Source organism: Anaerolineales bacterium, from assembly GCA_015075725.1.
In the GTDB taxonomy this organism is placed as follows: Bacteria; Chloroflexota; Anaerolineae; order Anaerolineales; family Villigracilaceae; genus Villigracilis.
Window position 1 is genome coordinate 563,912 of the sequence record JABTTV010000001.1, and the last position, 14,456, is coordinate 578,367.

At 54.5% G+C, this 14,456-nt stretch carries 15 protein-coding genes and 1 tRNA gene; 12 read left to right on the forward strand and 4 right to left on the reverse strand.

Annotated features, from left to right (window positions below):
• The first annotated feature begins 5 nt into the window (after nt 1–5).
• Genes rho through HS100_02775 form a run of 4 tightly spaced genes read left to right on the forward strand, consistent with a single transcriptional unit; the run spans nt 6 to nt 3,575 of the window.
• Nucleotides 6–1,283 (forward strand): transcription termination factor Rho, encoded by a 1,278-nt coding sequence (gene rho / locus HS100_02760; GenBank protein MBE7432814.1) that lies wholly within the window; start codon nt 6–8, stop codon nt 1,281–1,283.
• Nucleotides 1,284–1,328: 45 nt separating this feature from the next.
• The gene (locus HS100_02765) at nt 1,329–2,504 is read left to right on the forward strand and encodes a peptidoglycan DD-metalloendopeptidase family protein (GenBank protein MBE7432815.1); all 1,176 of its coding nucleotides are present in this window, start codon (nt 1,329–1,331) and stop codon (nt 2,502–2,504) included.
• Nucleotides 2,505–2,549: 45 nt separating this feature from the next.
• Nucleotides 2,550–3,329, forward strand: a complete 780-nt coding sequence (locus HS100_02770) for a biotin--[acetyl-CoA-carboxylase] ligase (GenBank protein ID MBE7432816.1) — start codon at nt 2,550–2,552, stop codon at nt 3,327–3,329.
• Between the two features lie 27 nt (nt 3,330–3,356).
• Nucleotides 3,357–3,575, forward strand: coding sequence for a hypothetical protein (locus HS100_02775; GenBank protein MBE7432817.1), 219 nt, complete (start codon nt 3,357–3,359; stop codon nt 3,573–3,575).
• Between the two features lie 50 nt (nt 3,576–3,625).
• Here the strand turns inward: HS100_02775 and gyrA are convergent, their stop codons facing one another.
• Nucleotides 3,626–6,142 carry a DNA gyrase subunit A gene (gene gyrA / locus HS100_02780; GenBank protein MBE7432818.1) on the reverse strand — a complete coding sequence of 839 codons (2,517 nt, stop codon included), beginning with the start codon at nt 6,140–6,142 and terminating at the stop codon, nt 3,626–3,628.
• 316 nt (nt 6,143–6,458) lie between these two features.
• A tRNA-Leu gene (locus tag HS100_02785) sits at nt 6,459–6,542 on the reverse strand.
• A 527-nt stretch (nt 6,543–7,069) separates the two neighbouring features.
• On the opposite strand from HS100_02785, the gene HS100_02790 reads away from it, so the two are divergent.
• From HS100_02790 to HS100_02815, 6 genes are all read left to right on the forward strand, one after another.
• Entirely contained in the window at nt 7,070–7,363 is a 294-nt protein-coding gene (locus tag HS100_02790) for a hypothetical protein (GenBank protein ID MBE7432819.1), read from the forward strand.
• A 7-nt stretch (nt 7,364–7,370) separates the two neighbouring features.
• Nucleotides 7,371–7,892: a GNAT family N-acetyltransferase gene (locus HS100_02795; GenBank protein MBE7432820.1), complete on the forward strand. Its 522-nt coding sequence runs from the start codon at nt 7,371–7,373 to the stop codon at nt 7,890–7,892.
• A gap of 4 nt (nt 7,893–7,896) precedes the next feature.
• On the forward strand, nt 7,897–8,664 hold the full coding sequence (locus tag HS100_02800; protein MBE7432821.1) for a host specificity protein: 768 nt from the start codon (nt 7,897–7,899) through the stop codon (nt 8,662–8,664).
• 3 nt (nt 8,665–8,667) lie between these two features.
• The gene (locus HS100_02805; GenBank protein MBE7432822.1) at nt 8,668–8,946 is read left to right on the forward strand and encodes a hypothetical protein; all 279 of its coding nucleotides are present in this window, start codon (nt 8,668–8,670) and stop codon (nt 8,944–8,946) included.
• A gap of 108 nt (nt 8,947–9,054) precedes the next feature.
• Nucleotides 9,055–9,825 (forward strand): electron transfer flavoprotein subunit beta/FixA family protein, encoded by a 771-nt coding sequence (locus tag HS100_02810; protein MBE7432823.1) that lies wholly within the window; start codon nt 9,055–9,057, stop codon nt 9,823–9,825.
• Nucleotides 9,822–10,835, forward strand: a complete 1,014-nt coding sequence (locus tag HS100_02815) for an electron transfer flavoprotein subunit alpha/FixB family protein (GenBank protein ID MBE7432824.1) — start codon at nt 9,822–9,824, stop codon at nt 10,833–10,835. The genes HS100_02810 and HS100_02815 overlap by 4 nt, the downstream gene beginning before the upstream one ends.
• Nucleotides 10,836–10,903: 68 nt before the next feature.
• On the opposite strand, the gene HS100_02820 is transcribed toward HS100_02815, so the two are convergent.
• Both HS100_02820 and HS100_02825 read right to left on the reverse strand, forming a co-directional pair.
• Nucleotides 10,904–11,440, reverse strand: a complete 537-nt coding sequence (locus HS100_02820) for a carboxymuconolactone decarboxylase family protein (GenBank protein ID MBE7432825.1) — start codon at nt 11,438–11,440, stop codon at nt 10,904–10,906.
• 57 nt (nt 11,441–11,497) lie between these two features.
• Nucleotides 11,498–12,412 (reverse strand): dienelactone hydrolase family protein, encoded by a 915-nt coding sequence (locus tag HS100_02825; GenBank protein ID MBE7432826.1) that lies wholly within the window; start codon nt 12,410–12,412, stop codon nt 11,498–11,500.
• 265 nt (nt 12,413–12,677) lie between these two features.
• Here HS100_02825 and HS100_02830 point away from each other — a divergent pair, with 265 nt between their 5' ends.
• Nucleotides 12,678–13,088, forward strand: a complete 411-nt coding sequence (locus tag HS100_02830) for a CopG family transcriptional regulator (protein MBE7432827.1) — start codon at nt 12,678–12,680, stop codon at nt 13,086–13,088.
• Nucleotides 13,085–14,383, forward strand: a complete 1,299-nt coding sequence (locus tag HS100_02835) for an MFS transporter (GenBank protein MBE7432828.1) — start codon at nt 13,085–13,087, stop codon at nt 14,381–14,383. The genes HS100_02830 and HS100_02835 overlap by 4 nt, the downstream gene beginning before the upstream one ends.
• Nucleotides 14,384–14,456: the final 73 nt, after the last annotated feature.

Genomic DNA, 14,456 nt, shown 5'->3' on the forward strand with positions numbered 1-14,456 from the left:
ACAACATGAAAATACTCGAACTTGAGAACGAACCTCTCTCAAAACTGCGCATCATGGGGAAGGATCTCAATATCCCCAATGCCAATCGCTTGAAAAAAGAGACCCTCGCCATGATGATTCGCGAGGCGGAGGCGCAGAAGGAGGGCATAGAGCTTCGCGGCGGCATCCTGGAAATAATGAGCGAGGGCATCGGCTTTCTGCGGGCTACAAACTATCGGATCAGCGACCAGGATGTTTACGTTTCGCAGGCGCAATTAAGGCGGTATGAACTTCGCGCCGGGGATCTGGTCATCGGGCAGGTCCGCCCGCCGCGCGAAAGCGAACGGCATTTTGGTCTTCTAAAAGTCGAATCCATCAACGGGCTGGATCCCGACGAAGCCTCCCGAAGAGTGGTATTCGAAAACCTCACCCCCATTTTTCCTGATAAACGTTTCGACCTTGAAGCCGACTCCAAGACTTTAGCGCCTCGTTTGATCAATCTGATTGCACCCATCGGCAGGGGACAACGCGGCTTGATCGTTTCGCCGCCCAAGACGGGGAAAACCACAATTCTTAAACAAATAGCAAATTCGATTTCAACGAAATATCCAGACGTTCATCTGATCATTGCCCTTATCGGCGAGCGGCCCGAGGAAGTCACCGACATGGACCGCTCGGTGGAAGCCGAAGTGGTCGCCTCCACCTTCGATGAACCGGTCACCTCTCACGTCCGCACAGCAGAGCTTGCCCTCGACCGAGCCAAACGGCTCGTGGAGATCGGACGTCACGTGGTCATCTTGATGGATTCGATCACACGCCTCGCCCGAGCCTATAACCTGGTGGTCAACCCGTCCGGGCGGACCCTCTCCGGCGGTATGGATCCCTCCGCGCTCTACCCGCCCAAGCGATTCTTCGGCGCGGCTCGCAACGTGGAAGAAGGCGGCTCGCTGACCATCATCGCCACCTGCCTCGTCGACACCGGTTCCCGCCTCGACGATGTGGTTTACGAAGAATTCAAAGGCACCGGCAATATGGAATTGCACCTCTCGCGAAAACTGCAGGAACGCCGCACCTTCCCCGCCGTGGATATCGAACGTTCGTCCACCCGCCGCGAGGATTTGCTGCTCGGTCCCGACCTGCTGCAGCGCGTTTGGTTATTGCGACGCATGTTCGTGCAAATGACTTCCCCGCAACCCACCGGCGCAGGCATGGACCCGTCCGTTGCCACCGAAGCCATTTTGACGCGATTGGAAAGATCAAAGAACAATATTGAATTTTTGGAAAACCTCACCAAAGATGCGTAAATGCAGGTCACGTGCAGCGTGACGGTCACTTCGTTTTTATTTTAAATGAAACCCTTTCTCGATAAACTCAAATCGTTAATCCCTGCGCGAAAACAGAAGGAAGAATCTGGCGAACAATCCCAGCCTTTGTCCGCAGTGAACGAACCCGGTACGGCTCCGCGCAAGGATAAAAAAAGGCTGGACCGTTTTACTATTGTCAGTTGGGCGGCGACCCTTGCGCTGGTCGTTGGTCTGCTTGGAGGGACACTGTATTACAAAAGCACCCTGCCGCCGGTCATCGTCAACGTCCCTGCAGCGACGGAAGAGTCTTCAGCGGGGACATCGCCCCTGGTGGTGCAACCCGGTGCGGGCGGGGATGGAGCCGGACTCTTCCCCTCCATCTTTCGCAAATTGCAGGTGAAGACCAACATCCCCGAACGTCCGCGTTATGAGCCTGAGATCTATCGCGTGGTCCGCGGCGATTCGATGTACCGCATTGCGGAACTGTTCAAACTGAAATCCGAAACGATTTTATACGTCAACCCGCAGTTGGATGACAATCCGCACAGCCTGCGCCCCGGCATGGAGTTGACCATCCCGCCGATGGATGGGCTGTATTACGAATGGAAAGAAGGTGACACATTCGAGCAGGTGGCGAAAAAATATTTTGCCGAACCCGAGGATATTATTGACTTTCCAGGCAATCAGATCGACCTGACCGATCCAAAGATCGAACCGGGGGCGACCATTCTGATCCCCGGCGGTTCGCGGGAACTTCGCAACTGGGCTGCTGACCTTGCGACTGCGGCGCGGGGCGCGAATACCGGAACAGGCGGAACGAACGCCGCGAACGTTTGCGGTGGCGGTCCGGTCGGGACCGGCTTCGGCTGGCCCGCGGATGATCACACCGTGTCGGGCAACGCATATGGGCCGGGCCATCTCGGCATCGATATCAGCGCGCCCGAAGGTTCGAATGTGTATGCGGCTGGCACGGGCGTTGTCACCATGGCGGCGGGCGGGTGGAATTACGGGTACGGCAACGTGATCCAGATCGACCACGGCAATAATTATGTAACAGTTTATGCCCACTTGAGCACAATTCTTGTCACTCAATGCCAGACCGTCGGGCAGGGCGCCGTCATCGGCCTTTCAGGCAACACGGGGAATTCCTTCGGCGCACATTTGCATTTCGAGATTCGCGTCGGCGGTTCGAACATCAACCCGTACGATATTGTTCAATAGAAATAAACCCTGGCGGGTCTTCGAAACCTGTCAGGGTTTTACTCAATGAACGAATCCTCCCTCAAAAAACATCTTTCAAAATTCGATCTCGGCGGCTTACGCTGGCTCGATTCCATCGGCTCGACGAACGATGAAGCCCTGGCTTGGGCTGCGAAAGGGGCAAAGGATTTATCGCTGGTGATCGCCGACGAACAAACGCAGGGGCGGGGGCGGTTGAATCGCAAATGGCATACACCCTTGGGCAGCGCCATTGCGATGAGTTTGATCCTGCGCCCGGACGAGCCCATGCGCCCGCATCTCTCGCGGACCGTGGGTCTGGCAGCCCTCTCGTTATCGGATGCCTGCCTTGCGCTGGGACTTTCACCCGCAATCAAATGGCCCAACGATATTCTTCTGGATGGAAAAAAAGTTGCGGGGATTCTGGTCGAAACCGTGTGGTCCGGCGAAGAGGCGGATTCGCTGGTGATCGGCATGGGAATCAATGTCAACAGGGAATCCGTACCGCCTGCGGATTCACTCCAATTCCCCGCAACAAGTCTGGAAGATCACCTGGCCGTGATGCCAAAACGCGAAGAAGTGATCTCGCTCGTACTGGATCCCATGATTCGATGGCGCAAAAAAATCGAGACCGGGGAATTCATTACAGCCTGGGAGGATCGGCTTGCATTTCGCGGCGAGACGGTTCAAATCCATTCGGGAAACGAAGAAATCGTTCCCGGCATCCTGGAAGGCTTGGAATCTGATGGAAGTTTAAGGTTGCGGGACGAACATGACAAAATCGTAAGCATCCGATTCGGGGATGTCAGCCTGCGCCCCTCCGCGTGATATACTACGCAAAAAGCCGAGGTCCCCATGTTAGACGATCTTCGAAATGATGCCGCAAAACAATATGAGGAAGAGTCGCAGGCGCTTTATAAGCCTGCGGCGAATACGCTGGCTTCCCGCAGACGCTCGAAACGGATTTTGGGCATGACGTCCTTCCAGCGTTTCGTCATCTTGTTCATGCTCATGTTTGCAACTTGCGGGCTCGGCTTCCTTTGCCTGTTCGCCACCGGGCGGATCGGCTTCTAAAGGATCGAACAATAAAAGCGGGCGAAGGAAAATCCTTCGCCCGCTTCCGTTTATACCAGCTTGGGTTGAGGCTCTGCTTCTTTATCTTCCATCGGAGCGCCCGCCTTCTTCAGGTCATCCGCCGAGATGCGCGCCACAGAAGCCACGCTGTCGCCATCCTGCGGCTTGATGAGATGCACGCCCTTGGTGGCCCGCCCCGACTGCTTCACATCCTTCACTTTCAACCGAATCACCACGCCATTGGCGGTCATGATCGTCAGGTCGTCTTCCTTTTGTACGACACGCGCCGCGGCGATCTTACCGATCTCCTTCAGCGCTTTCTGATCGATCGTCGCAATGCCCCCAGTAGCGCGGCCCTTCGGGGCATATTCCTTCAATGGAGTTTGTTTGCCGAAACCGCCTGTCGTGACCACAAGCAATGCGCCATCCTTGTTCACCACATCCATGCTTGTCACCACGTCGCCTTTTTTCAGCCGGATACCCTGCACGCCCGCCGCCTGCCGGCCCATCGCGCGGACTTTTTCCTCGCTGAATCTCAAAGCCTGCCCGTTCTCGGTGACGATGATGATCTCGTCCTTGCCGGATGTCAGCCGCGCCCAACCCAAAGTGTCGCCCTCATCGAGATTTACTGCAATTAATCCTGATGGGCGCACCGACTCGAATTCCTCCATCGAGACGCGCTTGACTCGTCCCCTCGCGGTCATCATCATGCAAAATTGTTTGGGCGAGAAATCGCGGATGGACATCGCGGCGGTCACTTTCTCGTTCGCTCCCAGCGCCAGGATATTCACCAACGGGATTCCCTTCGTTGCGCGGTCAAGGTCAGGGATTTGATAGACCTTTTCGGAATAGACTTTGCCCTTATCGGTAAAGAACAGCATCGTGTCGAGGCTGCGCGCCGGGATCAGCATCACGACTTCATCTTCTTCTTTCGTCGTGTGGCCTTTCACACCACGCCCGCCTCTGCTCTGTTGGCGGAATGCCGATGCCGCAACGCGTTTGACGTATCCGCGCTCAGTCAGACTGATCAGCACGGATTCATCCGGCACGAGGTCTTCGTCATGAATGTCCTCTTTGGCTTCAGCAGAGATTCGCGTGCGCCGGTCGTCGCCGTATTTTTCCGCGACCTCGTTCATATCACCCTTGATCAATGCAAGGATCTTCTTCGGATTGGCAAGCAGGTCTTCAAGGTAATCGATCGTCGAGCGGACCTGCTTGTGCTCCTCTTCGATCTTCCAGCGTTCGAGCGCGGCAAGGCGGCGCAGCTGCATATCGAGGATCGCCTGCGCTTGCAGCTCGCTCAATTTGAATTTCGTCATCAACGCGGTTTTGGCTTTATCGGCATCCTCCGCGTTACGGATGGTCTTGATGATGGCGTCGATGTTGTTCAAAGCAATGAGGTAACCATCCAAAATATGGAGTCTCGCCTTCGCTTTGTCCAATTCGAACCTGGAGCGGCGAGTGATGACGGTCTGGCGGTGGTCGATGAAGATCTGCAGAAGGCGCTTCAATGGCAAAGTACGCGGTTCGCCGTCCACCAGAGCCAGCATTTGTACACCAAATGTGGACTGTAGTGCTGTGTATTTATAAAGCTGGTTCAAAACCTTCTTCGGCTGCGCGCCGCGTTTAAGCTCGATCACGATGCTCATGCCGCGCTTATCCGACTCATCGCGCAGGTCGGAGATCTGGTCGATCTTGCCCTCGCGGACGAGTTCTGCGATGCGTTCGATCAGGCTGGATTTGTTGACCTGATACGGGATTTCCGTGATATTGATCTGATACTTACCGCCCTTCTCTTCCTCGATGTGGGCGATGCCGCGCATGACGATTCGTCCCCGCCCGGTGCTGTACGCCGAGTTGATTCCTTCCGTGCCGACGATCATGCCGCCGGTCGGGAAATCCGGTCCCTGCACATATTTCATCAAGTCTTCCACGGTAACATCTTCGATCTTGTCGTAGTTGTCGATCAAGTGAGTGATCGCCCCCGCCAGTTCCCGCAGGTTTTGCGGCGGGATGTTTGTCGCCATCCCGACGGCAATGCCCGAAGCGCCGTTCAACAACAGGTTCGGGAGTCGAGCCGGGAGAACGAGCGGTTCCTGAAGAGAATCATCGAAGTTGGGACCAAAATCCACAGTCTCCTTGTCGAGATCCGCCAGCATTTCCTCCGCCATCTTTTGCAGGCGTGCTTCGGTATAACGCATCGCGGCGGGCGCGTCGCCGTCCACCGAACCAAAATTCCCCTGACCGTCCACAAGCATATAGCGCATCGAGAAATCCTGCGCCATGCGTGCCATCGACTCATACACCGCCGAGTCGCCGTGCGGGTGGTATTTACCCAACACTTCACCGACGATACGCGCCGACTTTTTAAAAGACGAGTTCGAGCGCAAACCCAACTCATGCATCGCATATAGAATGCGCCGATGCACCGGCTTCATCCCGTCGCGTGCGTCCGGAAGGGCGCGCGCCACGATCACGCTCATGGCGTAATCGAGGTACGCCGAGCGCATCTGTTCGTCGATGTCAACCGATTCGATGTTTCCTGCGATCAGATTCTCTTCAGCCATATAAATCCTTTTGGAATTTCGAGGGTGGTGGTTATGCCCCTGCAACAGGCTCGTTTCAGCTTAAAAATGGCGATATTTGACGAAAAACCGGCATAAAAAGACACGAAGCCGGGGGAAAACCTCGTGTCCCATTAGATGAAGGAAGCGAAATTTTATAGTGCAATTATACCACCCCTATCCGGTTTTTGCCTTTCGGATTGACCAACTCCGGGCGGAATCTTAAGCTCAGAGGGGAATCTCCGCTTCCTCCCCCGCCCGAGGCGGGTTCCGTCCATCAAAAAAGACCCGCGTCCGCGAGTCTGGTTCAAATACCCTGTGCCGAAGGAGGGACTTGAACCCTCATGAGCGTAAGCTCACTACGCCCTGAACGTAGCGCGTCTGCCAATTCCGCCACTTCGGCAAATTCTTTTGGTTGGCGGCTTGTATTTTATCCCATTCGGGTGGAATGTCAATGAGCGCCTTCGAAGATCAAGGGTGGACAACGCTCGTCAAACGAATCCCTTGATGGCTTTTGCTGAAAAACCCCACTCAGGTATGGGAACGAATCCCCGCCGAAATGCGTTAATGATATCAGCCCTTTCAAAAATGTATTGTCGAACCATTACAGTACTGAAAGGGGAGTATCTTTCCTTGAACAAAAAAGTTATATTTTATGTAGTACAAAGAAAGGAGTTATGCCATGTTCGTTTTCGCCGCCGTGGTCACTGTGCTCTTGCTCGCCCTGGCAGGTTCCGACCTGTTCGTAGCGCAATACAGCCCCGATGAACTCAGCAACATGGGAGTTCAAGAACAATGACAGATGACCACCCCACCCCCTAGCCCGACGCATCAGAGAAGACGCGCCGGGCTTTTTTATTGCCAATTATCCCTACCGTTCGGTAGGGAGGCGTGGATTGGGATATAATACACAATCGAGAGGATGCCAGGATGCCGATTGAGATTAGCCCGCTTTACACCAAGATCGCGGTACGCATCGAACTCCGAAAGGGGACGGTTGTGATGGAGAGCCCCGAAGGGTTCCCTGTCGGGGAATCGAACATCTACATGCTTGCCGCGAACGGAGACACTCTCTGGAAGGCGGAAAAGCCCAAGCCGAACACTCTTTTCACCAAGGTCAAACTCAACGAAGATTCGAGCATATCCACCTTCACCAGCGACGCTCAATTTTGTGATTTGGACACCGAAACCGGCAAAATCATCAGCAGTTCGAACTTTCGATAACACCCATATGGAACCTCGTTTTATCCAGCTTACCCAACCCACCCCGGAGATCGCCGCCGCCTTTACCAAATGGGAAAACGATCCGGCGCTTGTTCACCTGACGCGTCCCAACCAAAGTCAAGCAGACCTGGATAAACAAACCGTCCTGGACGTGAACGAACTCGGTGAACGGATAAAACATCAGACGACCTACCTGATCCATCTTGAGAGTCAACTTGTCGGAGAGATGAGCTACCAGCAAGACCCGCCGCACCTTTACAGACAAGACTCCCCCACCGCCTGGATCGGTATCACCATCGGCGAAGCGTCCGCCCGTGGAAAAGGAATTGGTACCCACGCCATACAGTTCCTCGAAGAGGAAATTCAGAAAGCAGGCTTCAAACGCATTGAATTGGGCGTGTTCGAATTCAATCAACCCGCCCAAAAGTTATACACGAAAATGGGATACTCCGAGATCGGCAGGCTTCCCGGGTTCACATACTGGCAAGGCAAAATGTGGACGGACATCCGCATGGAAAAGTATCTTTAATCGCATGTTCATCAAAGAAAATCAAACAAAAAAGAAATTGAAAGCCGGTCGGCCAGTCTATGGCGTGATCTCCACGACTGACGATCCGCAACTTGCCGAGTTATTCGGTCTTGCCGGTTTTGATTACTACATGCTCGACGCCGAGCACGGACTATTGGACCCCGCCCAAGTCGTGAATGTGATCCGCGCCTGCGAATCTGTGAACATGACCCCCATGGTGCGGATCGGCTCCCCGGATCCCAAACTCGTGCTGCAATATCTCGATGCAGGCATGATGGGCATTATGATGCCGGGACTTGAATCCGCCAGCGATGTGAAAATGCTGATCGACGCTGTGAAGTACCCGCCCATCGGGAAGCGCGGGCTTGGAATCACTCGCGCATCAGGTTATGTCGCGACCGGGGATAAGGCGGTCGAATACATCGATTTTGCCAATGAACAGACGATGGTCATCACTCAATTCGAAGACCCGACTTTGATCGACCGCTTCGACGAGATGATCTCCCAGCCCGGCTTGGATGCCGTCATCGTCGGTCCGCGTGACCTTTCGTTGAATATGGGCTTCAAAGACGGACCCGCTCACCCCGAAGTTCAGTCCATGATCGAACGGGCGATTGCCGTATGTAAAAAAGCGAACGTGGCGGTAGGGATTACTGCGACAACTCGCGAAGTTGCCGAAAAAGAGGTCAGCCGCGGCATGACCATGATCCTCGGCGTTGCTCAGACCCTGGTCCTGGCTGGCTCGAAAGAATTTTTACTCGAAAAGAAATAACTCATGGAGAAACCCCCTTTCGGTTTCGTTCTTGTCTTCCTTTTATTCAGTTTCATCTTTCTTTCGAACAGCTACAAACTGTGGTTCAAGACCGAGGAGTATTACAAAGACCTGTACAACAGCCTTACGAATGAAAAGACACCCTATCCGTTCAAGAACTTCTTTTTAAAGCGGTTGGAAAATAAGCAGAATTGGTTGTTTTGGCAAAAGGCGTTTAGTCTGCTTGGGATCGCGGCGGTTGTGTCCATGGATGTGTTGGTGATGCTGGCGTATTTGGGATGAAAATTTAAACCACAAAGGGGCACCAAGGAATACAGAGGAAAAGGCATAACCTTTGTTACCTTTCGTGAAACTTCGTGGTGAAAAAAGAATTTTTACAAGGAGCCCACTTTGAAAATCATCGCATGTATCAAGCAAGTCCCCGACTCGGAAGCGAAAGTTAAAGCCGAGGGCGGGCAGGTCTCATGGGGGGACGCGCCGCTGGTCATCAACCCGTTCGACGAATATGCGGTTGAAGGCGCGCTTCAGCAGAAGGAAGCCCATAATGGAACGGTCACAGCCCTGTGCATCGGACCCGAATCCGCGAAAGAGGCGCTCAAGCATGCCCTCGCCATGGGCGCGGATGAAGCCGTCCTCGTTTCGGACCCGGCGCTCGAAAACATCGATACCGTTGGCGCGGCGAAGGTTCTGGCGGCGGCGATCCAAAAGATCGGCGGCGCGGATATGGTCACGTTCGGGCGGCAGACCCTCGACAATGGCGCAGGGCTCACCCCGGCGCAGACAGCCAGAGTCCTCGCGTGGCCCATGCTTGGGTGGGTGGGCAATATCAAAGTCGACGGGGGAAGCGTGACGGTTGAACGTGTCCTCGAAGAAGGCAGGCAGATCGTCAAGGCGAACCTGCCCGCCGTGCTCAGCGTGGTGCAAAGCATTGGCGAGCCGCGTTATCCGTCGTTCATGGGAATTCGCAAAGCGTCAAAAGCGAACATTCCAGTATGGTCATTGAGCGATTTGGGCATCCCTGCCCCGGCGGCAGTTGTGACGCGCAGCGAATTGATAAACCCGCCTGTGCAGGAAACCGCCATCGAAATGATCACCGGCGAAACTCCCGCCGAGATCGCCGAAAAACTCGCCGATAAAATCATCGCGGAGAAGGTGCTATGAAAACACTGGTTTATATCGACCACTTCAAGGGCGATGTCCAGCCCGCTTCGTGGGAGGCGCTCGGTCTTGCAAAAAGTTTTGGGACGGCTGTGGCAGTCGTCTTTGGTTCGGGTGTGGATGAAGTTGCGAAAGCCGCCGCTGAATTTGGCGCGGATGAAATCCTCGTCGCGGATGATTCTTCGCTCGCAGATTATCGCGCTGAGACGTATGCTTCCACTCTCTCCGCGCTCGCCTCTTCTCACAGCCCCGACCTGATCCTGTTCCCCACCACCGCCCGCACACGTGAAATGTCGGCAATGGCAGCCGTGGATTTGAATACCGGCGTGTTGACCGATCTCATCCAACTTGAAGCAAGCGGCGATTCCTTCATCGCAACTCGTCCCATTTACGAAGGCAAGGTATTGGAAAAAACCACTTGTTCCGCCAAGCCGGTTATGGCAACCATCCGCGGACGCGCCTTTCCAAAACCTGATCGCGAGGCCGGAAAAAGCGGTAAGATCACAAAAGTCGAAGCAAAAGGCGAGGCGAAATCCACCGTCGAAGGCTACTCCGCTTCCGAAAGCGCGGTCAATCTCGGCGATGCAAGCGTCATCGTCTCCGGCGGACGCGGCGTCTCGAACAATCCGGTTTTGACTCCGCCCGCAGGCATGGACGAAAAACAAGCAGAAGTCTGGCGTGCCCAGCAAGGCTTCGCGCTCATCACAGATCTAGCGCAATTGCTAGGCGGCGCCGTCGGCGCATCGCGCGCGGCTGTGGACGGCGGTTACATTACATATGCCCACCAGGTCGGGCAGACAGGGAAAGTCGTCGCACCTGACCTGTACATTGCCTGCGGAATCTCCGGCGCGATTCAACATCTGGTCGGCATGAGAAACGCCAAAGTCATCGTCGCGATCAACAAGGACGCCGATGCGCCCATCTTCAAACAAGCCCGCTATGGCGTGGTCGGCGACCTGTTCGCCATTATCCCGGCGTTGACGGAAGCGATGAAGAAGAAGTTGGGGAAGTGAGAGTGAGTAACGAGTAATGGGTAATTCGCAAACCTCCGAGGTTGATATGGCTTCGGAGGTTTTTATTTCTATTCCCCAAACCCAGCAGGCGGGATGCCAAGTCCCTGAATGAGCCTTGCCCAAAAATTAACTTGAGCCGCTGTGCTGACGAGAATCACAAATTCCCGTTCGGTAAAGGCGGTTTTTACTTTTTCCACAACATCCGGGTGAAATTTTAGGGGTGTGGATGATATCAGGCGGGTATAGGTGATTGCCAGTTTCTCCCGTTCAGAAAAAGAAGCGAGGTTCTCGAAATCCCCGCGCAGAGACTGGGCTTCCTCGTCCGTGATGCCGTATTTGCGATACTCGTGCGAGTTCATATCCACGCAAAAGGGACAGGCGACCGCGTAGGAAGCCGCCATGCGAATCAACTTTAACATGCGCTTATCCATGCGCCCGTCTTCGTGGGCAACCAAGGCTTCCATGATGCCCGAGCCCACGGCGGCTTTTGGATACCAGGCGAGGATGCGCGGCGGGAGCATCGTCCTGCCGGTTATTCGTTCCGAAACCAGAATTCCAAGTTTTAGGAAGAACGGGATTTTAGTGGGCGGAGGTATGAAGGACATGCACCCATTATAAGCAAACCCGCCCCCGGTCATTTTTCACGCGGGAGCGGGCTGGTCTTAGTGCTGATGTCCCAATGGACCCAAGGCATGTTCATACACAAGCATCATGTAGTAATGCCAGGGGAAGGGCGCTTCGTGAGAAAAGCTGTTTCCATCCTGTCCGGAACCGGATTTGGATTTCAGGTTTACGTCCAAGAATGTCAGCATCTCGTTCCACGCTTCGGCTTGGACCGGGTCGGTTTGAATACCCTCGGCGCCCGTCACAAAGGCGTGGGGCTGACCGTCATAGATAGTGACCTGGTGCGGAACGCCCGCGGTTTCCAATCCCTTATCGAGCGCGTTCACTTCTTCGAGGGGAATCGACTGGTCCGCCCCGCCGAAAATCCCCAAAACGGGACCGGAGAGGTTCTTCAAAATTTCCGGATCTGTTTCAGACGAACCGTAGAAAATCACCGTCACTGCCATGCCGCTGTTGTGAAGGCTGTACAGCATCGAAACGCGCCCTCCATAACAAAAGCCTGCGATGCCGATGCGGTTGGAAGCCACGTTGGGTTGCGTCTTTAGCCAGGCGTAAACCGAATCCAAGTCTGCGTTTACGTCAGCCTGGTCGGTTGTTGAGACCAAATAAATGGCTCGCGGTATCCACGAGGTGGTCTCGCCGCGGAAGGTATCGGGAGCAACCACCAGATAGCCTTCCTCCGCAAGTAAATCCGCCTTGGAGATCATGCTCTCGTTCAAGCCAAAGAACTCATGGATCATGATCACCGTTGGAAATGGACCCTCCCCTTCGGGCTCCGCCACATATGCGCGGACGATCGGTCCGCCATTGGTGCCAGGGATGGTGGTGTTCGTCAACTTTTCAACCCGGTCCCCGCCGATCAGCCCATCCACGAAAATGCTCAGGGGGATGAACAGAATCAGAATCGCCAGACCAGCTAAAAGTCGAAGAATGATGCGTTTAAATGCTTTCATGGAAACTCCTATCGTTGATGCCGGGATTTTATGGGAAAAACCGTTCAAAACCTATCAGGAAGTCAATCGACCAGCCCGGGATTAATTTTTGTGCGGACTTCAAGGAATATTCTTCGAAAATCTTTGAACATCTCTTCGAGAGCTTGAAAATTCACTGGCGACATTAATTTGAGAAAAAGACCATCCCCAAACCATCCACATAGATGGTTTTTCCTTGACAAATCTCAATAAATTAGTAAAATACATCCATGTACCATCTATATGGATGGTTTTCAGAGGAGAAATGACCGATACAGAGAAAATCACAATTAATCTTGGGGCGGTGGACCTCGGAAAGATCGACCTGCTGGTGGAGCAGGGGCATTACTCCAACCGCACCGATTTCATCCGCACTGCCATCCGTTCGCAGTTGGAAAAGCACACCCTCGAGGTCCAGCAATCCGTAACGCGTCATTCGTACGGTGTGGGCGCGTTCTATCACAGCCTTGCCGATTTCGAACGCTACAAGGCAAAGGGGGAAAAGATCAAGATCAGCATCATCGGCTTGTACCAGATCCCGAACGATGTCCCGGTTCCGCTTGTGGAGGAAGTGGTCGATTCCATCAAAGTGTATGGAATCTTTCAGGCGAGCGACAAAGTAAAAACCGCTCTCCAGAATTCAGGAAAACTGCTATGACGAGCGAAACAATCGGGAAAAATTGGGCAAGGCGCTTTTTCACCATCTTCACCGGGCAGGCGCTTTCACTTTTCGGCTCGTCGCTCGTTCAATTTGCGCTCATCTGGCACCTCACCCAGAAGACCGGTTCGGCGACGGTGCTTGCCACCGCCTCCCTCTTCGGGATGCTGCCGCAGATTCTCCTGGGACCTATCGCTGGAACGATCGTGGATCGCGGCAACCGGAGGATCATCATGATCGTTTCGGATTCGCTGATCGCGGTCTCGACGCTTCTTCTCGCCTATTTATTCTGGTCCGGCGCTGCGGAGGTCTGGCATGTCTACCTGGCTTTGACCGTCCGATCTGCGGGCGGAGCGTTCCATCATCCCGCCATGTCGGCTTCCACAACATTGATGGTGCCGAAGGAACACCTTGCGCGCGTTTCGGGCGCAAACCAGACCCTGCAGGGACTCGTAAGCATCGTCGCGCCTCCGGTGGGTGCGCTGCTGGTGGCGGTTATGCCCACTCAAAACGTGTTGATGATCGACGTGCTTACCGCCATTTTGGGAGTCACCCCGCTGTTATTCTATTCCATCCCCCAGCCTGAACGTAAAGATGTGCATCCCTCCGCACCGAAGGCGGGATTTCTTCAGGACCTGGGCGCAGGGTTCAAATATATGGCATCCTGGCCAGGTCTGTTGATGCTCGGCTTGATGGCGGCGATGCTGAACTTCCTGCTTGCCCCCACATCGGCATTGACTCCCCTGCTGGTGACAAAATACTTCGGCAAGGGCGCGCTGGAGTTGGGCAGCCTTGATTCCTTCTTCGGCGTCGGAATGATCGCGGGCGGAATCACGCTCAGTGTGTGGGGCGGCTTCAAGAAAAAGATCGTCACCTCGCTCACGGGCATTGTCCTGTTCAGCTTCGCCATTCTCGCCATTGCCGCCGCTCCCGCCGATAAATTCTGGATCATGATCGTCTCGATGTTCTTCATCGGTTTCATGATGCCGATGGCGAACGGACCCCTCCACGCGCTCTTCCAATCAGTGGTCGAACCGGGTATGCAGGGACGGGTCATGTCGCTGGTCAGCAGTGTGGCGCAAGCGATGATGCCGCTCGGCTTCCTGATCGCAGGTCCCGTGACCGATGCGACCAGCTATCAAACCTGGTTCTGGGTGGCGGGCATCCTGAACCTGTTGATCGGACTTGGCGGTTTCCTCGTTCCCGCTCTCATCAACATCGAAGAGAATCATAAGGAAACCCGGGCTGAAGTGAATACAAATCCTGACGCGTCAAGGCAGGCGCAAATCTCGTAAAAAACGGAACACTATCTCCTCCAAGAAGTGCCGTTTTCCAAGCACAGGTCACGTTCGCGCGTGACCTGTTGCG

Excerpts from the sequence above, each read along its gene's own strand:
- HS100_02770 (MBE7432816.1), top strand. The coding sequence starts at position 2,550 with ATGAACGAATCCTCCCTCAAAAAACATCTTTCAAAATTCGATCTCGGC.
- HS100_02795 (MBE7432820.1), top strand. The coding sequence starts at position 7,371 with ATGGAACCTCGTTTTATCCAGCTTACCCAACCCACCCCGGAGATCGCC.
- HS100_02830 (MBE7432827.1), top strand. The coding sequence starts at position 12,678 with ATGGTTTTCAGAGGAGAAATGACCGATACAGAGAAAATCACAATTAAT.
- HS100_02790 (MBE7432819.1), top strand. The coding sequence starts at position 7,070 with ATGCCGATTGAGATTAGCCCGCTTTACACCAAGATCGCGGTACGCATC.
- gyrA (MBE7432818.1), bottom strand. The coding sequence starts at position 6,142 with ATGGCTGAAGAGAATCTGATCGCAGGAAACATCGAATCGGTTGACATC.
- HS100_02825 (MBE7432826.1), bottom strand. The coding sequence starts at position 12,412 with ATGAAAGCATTTAAACGCATCATTCTTCGACTTTTAGCTGGTCTGGCG.
- HS100_02765 (MBE7432815.1), top strand. The coding sequence starts at position 1,329 with ATGAAACCCTTTCTCGATAAACTCAAATCGTTAATCCCTGCGCGAAAA.
- HS100_02805 (MBE7432822.1), top strand. The coding sequence starts at position 8,668 with ATGGAGAAACCCCCTTTCGGTTTCGTTCTTGTCTTCCTTTTATTCAGT.
- HS100_02820 (MBE7432825.1), bottom strand. The coding sequence starts at position 11,440 with ATGTCCTTCATACCTCCGCCCACTAAAATCCCGTTCTTCCTAAAACTT.
- rho (MBE7432814.1), top strand. The coding sequence starts at position 6 with ATGAAAATACTCGAACTTGAGAACGAACCTCTCTCAAAACTGCGCATC.
- HS100_02775 (MBE7432817.1), top strand. The coding sequence starts at position 3,357 with ATGTTAGACGATCTTCGAAATGATGCCGCAAAACAATATGAGGAAGAG.
- HS100_02800 (MBE7432821.1), top strand. The coding sequence starts at position 7,897 with ATGTTCATCAAAGAAAATCAAACAAAAAAGAAATTGAAAGCCGGTCGG.
- HS100_02835 (MBE7432828.1), top strand. The coding sequence starts at position 13,085 with ATGACGAGCGAAACAATCGGGAAAAATTGGGCAAGGCGCTTTTTCACC.
- HS100_02815 (MBE7432824.1), top strand. The coding sequence starts at position 9,822 with ATGAAAACACTGGTTTATATCGACCACTTCAAGGGCGATGTCCAGCCC.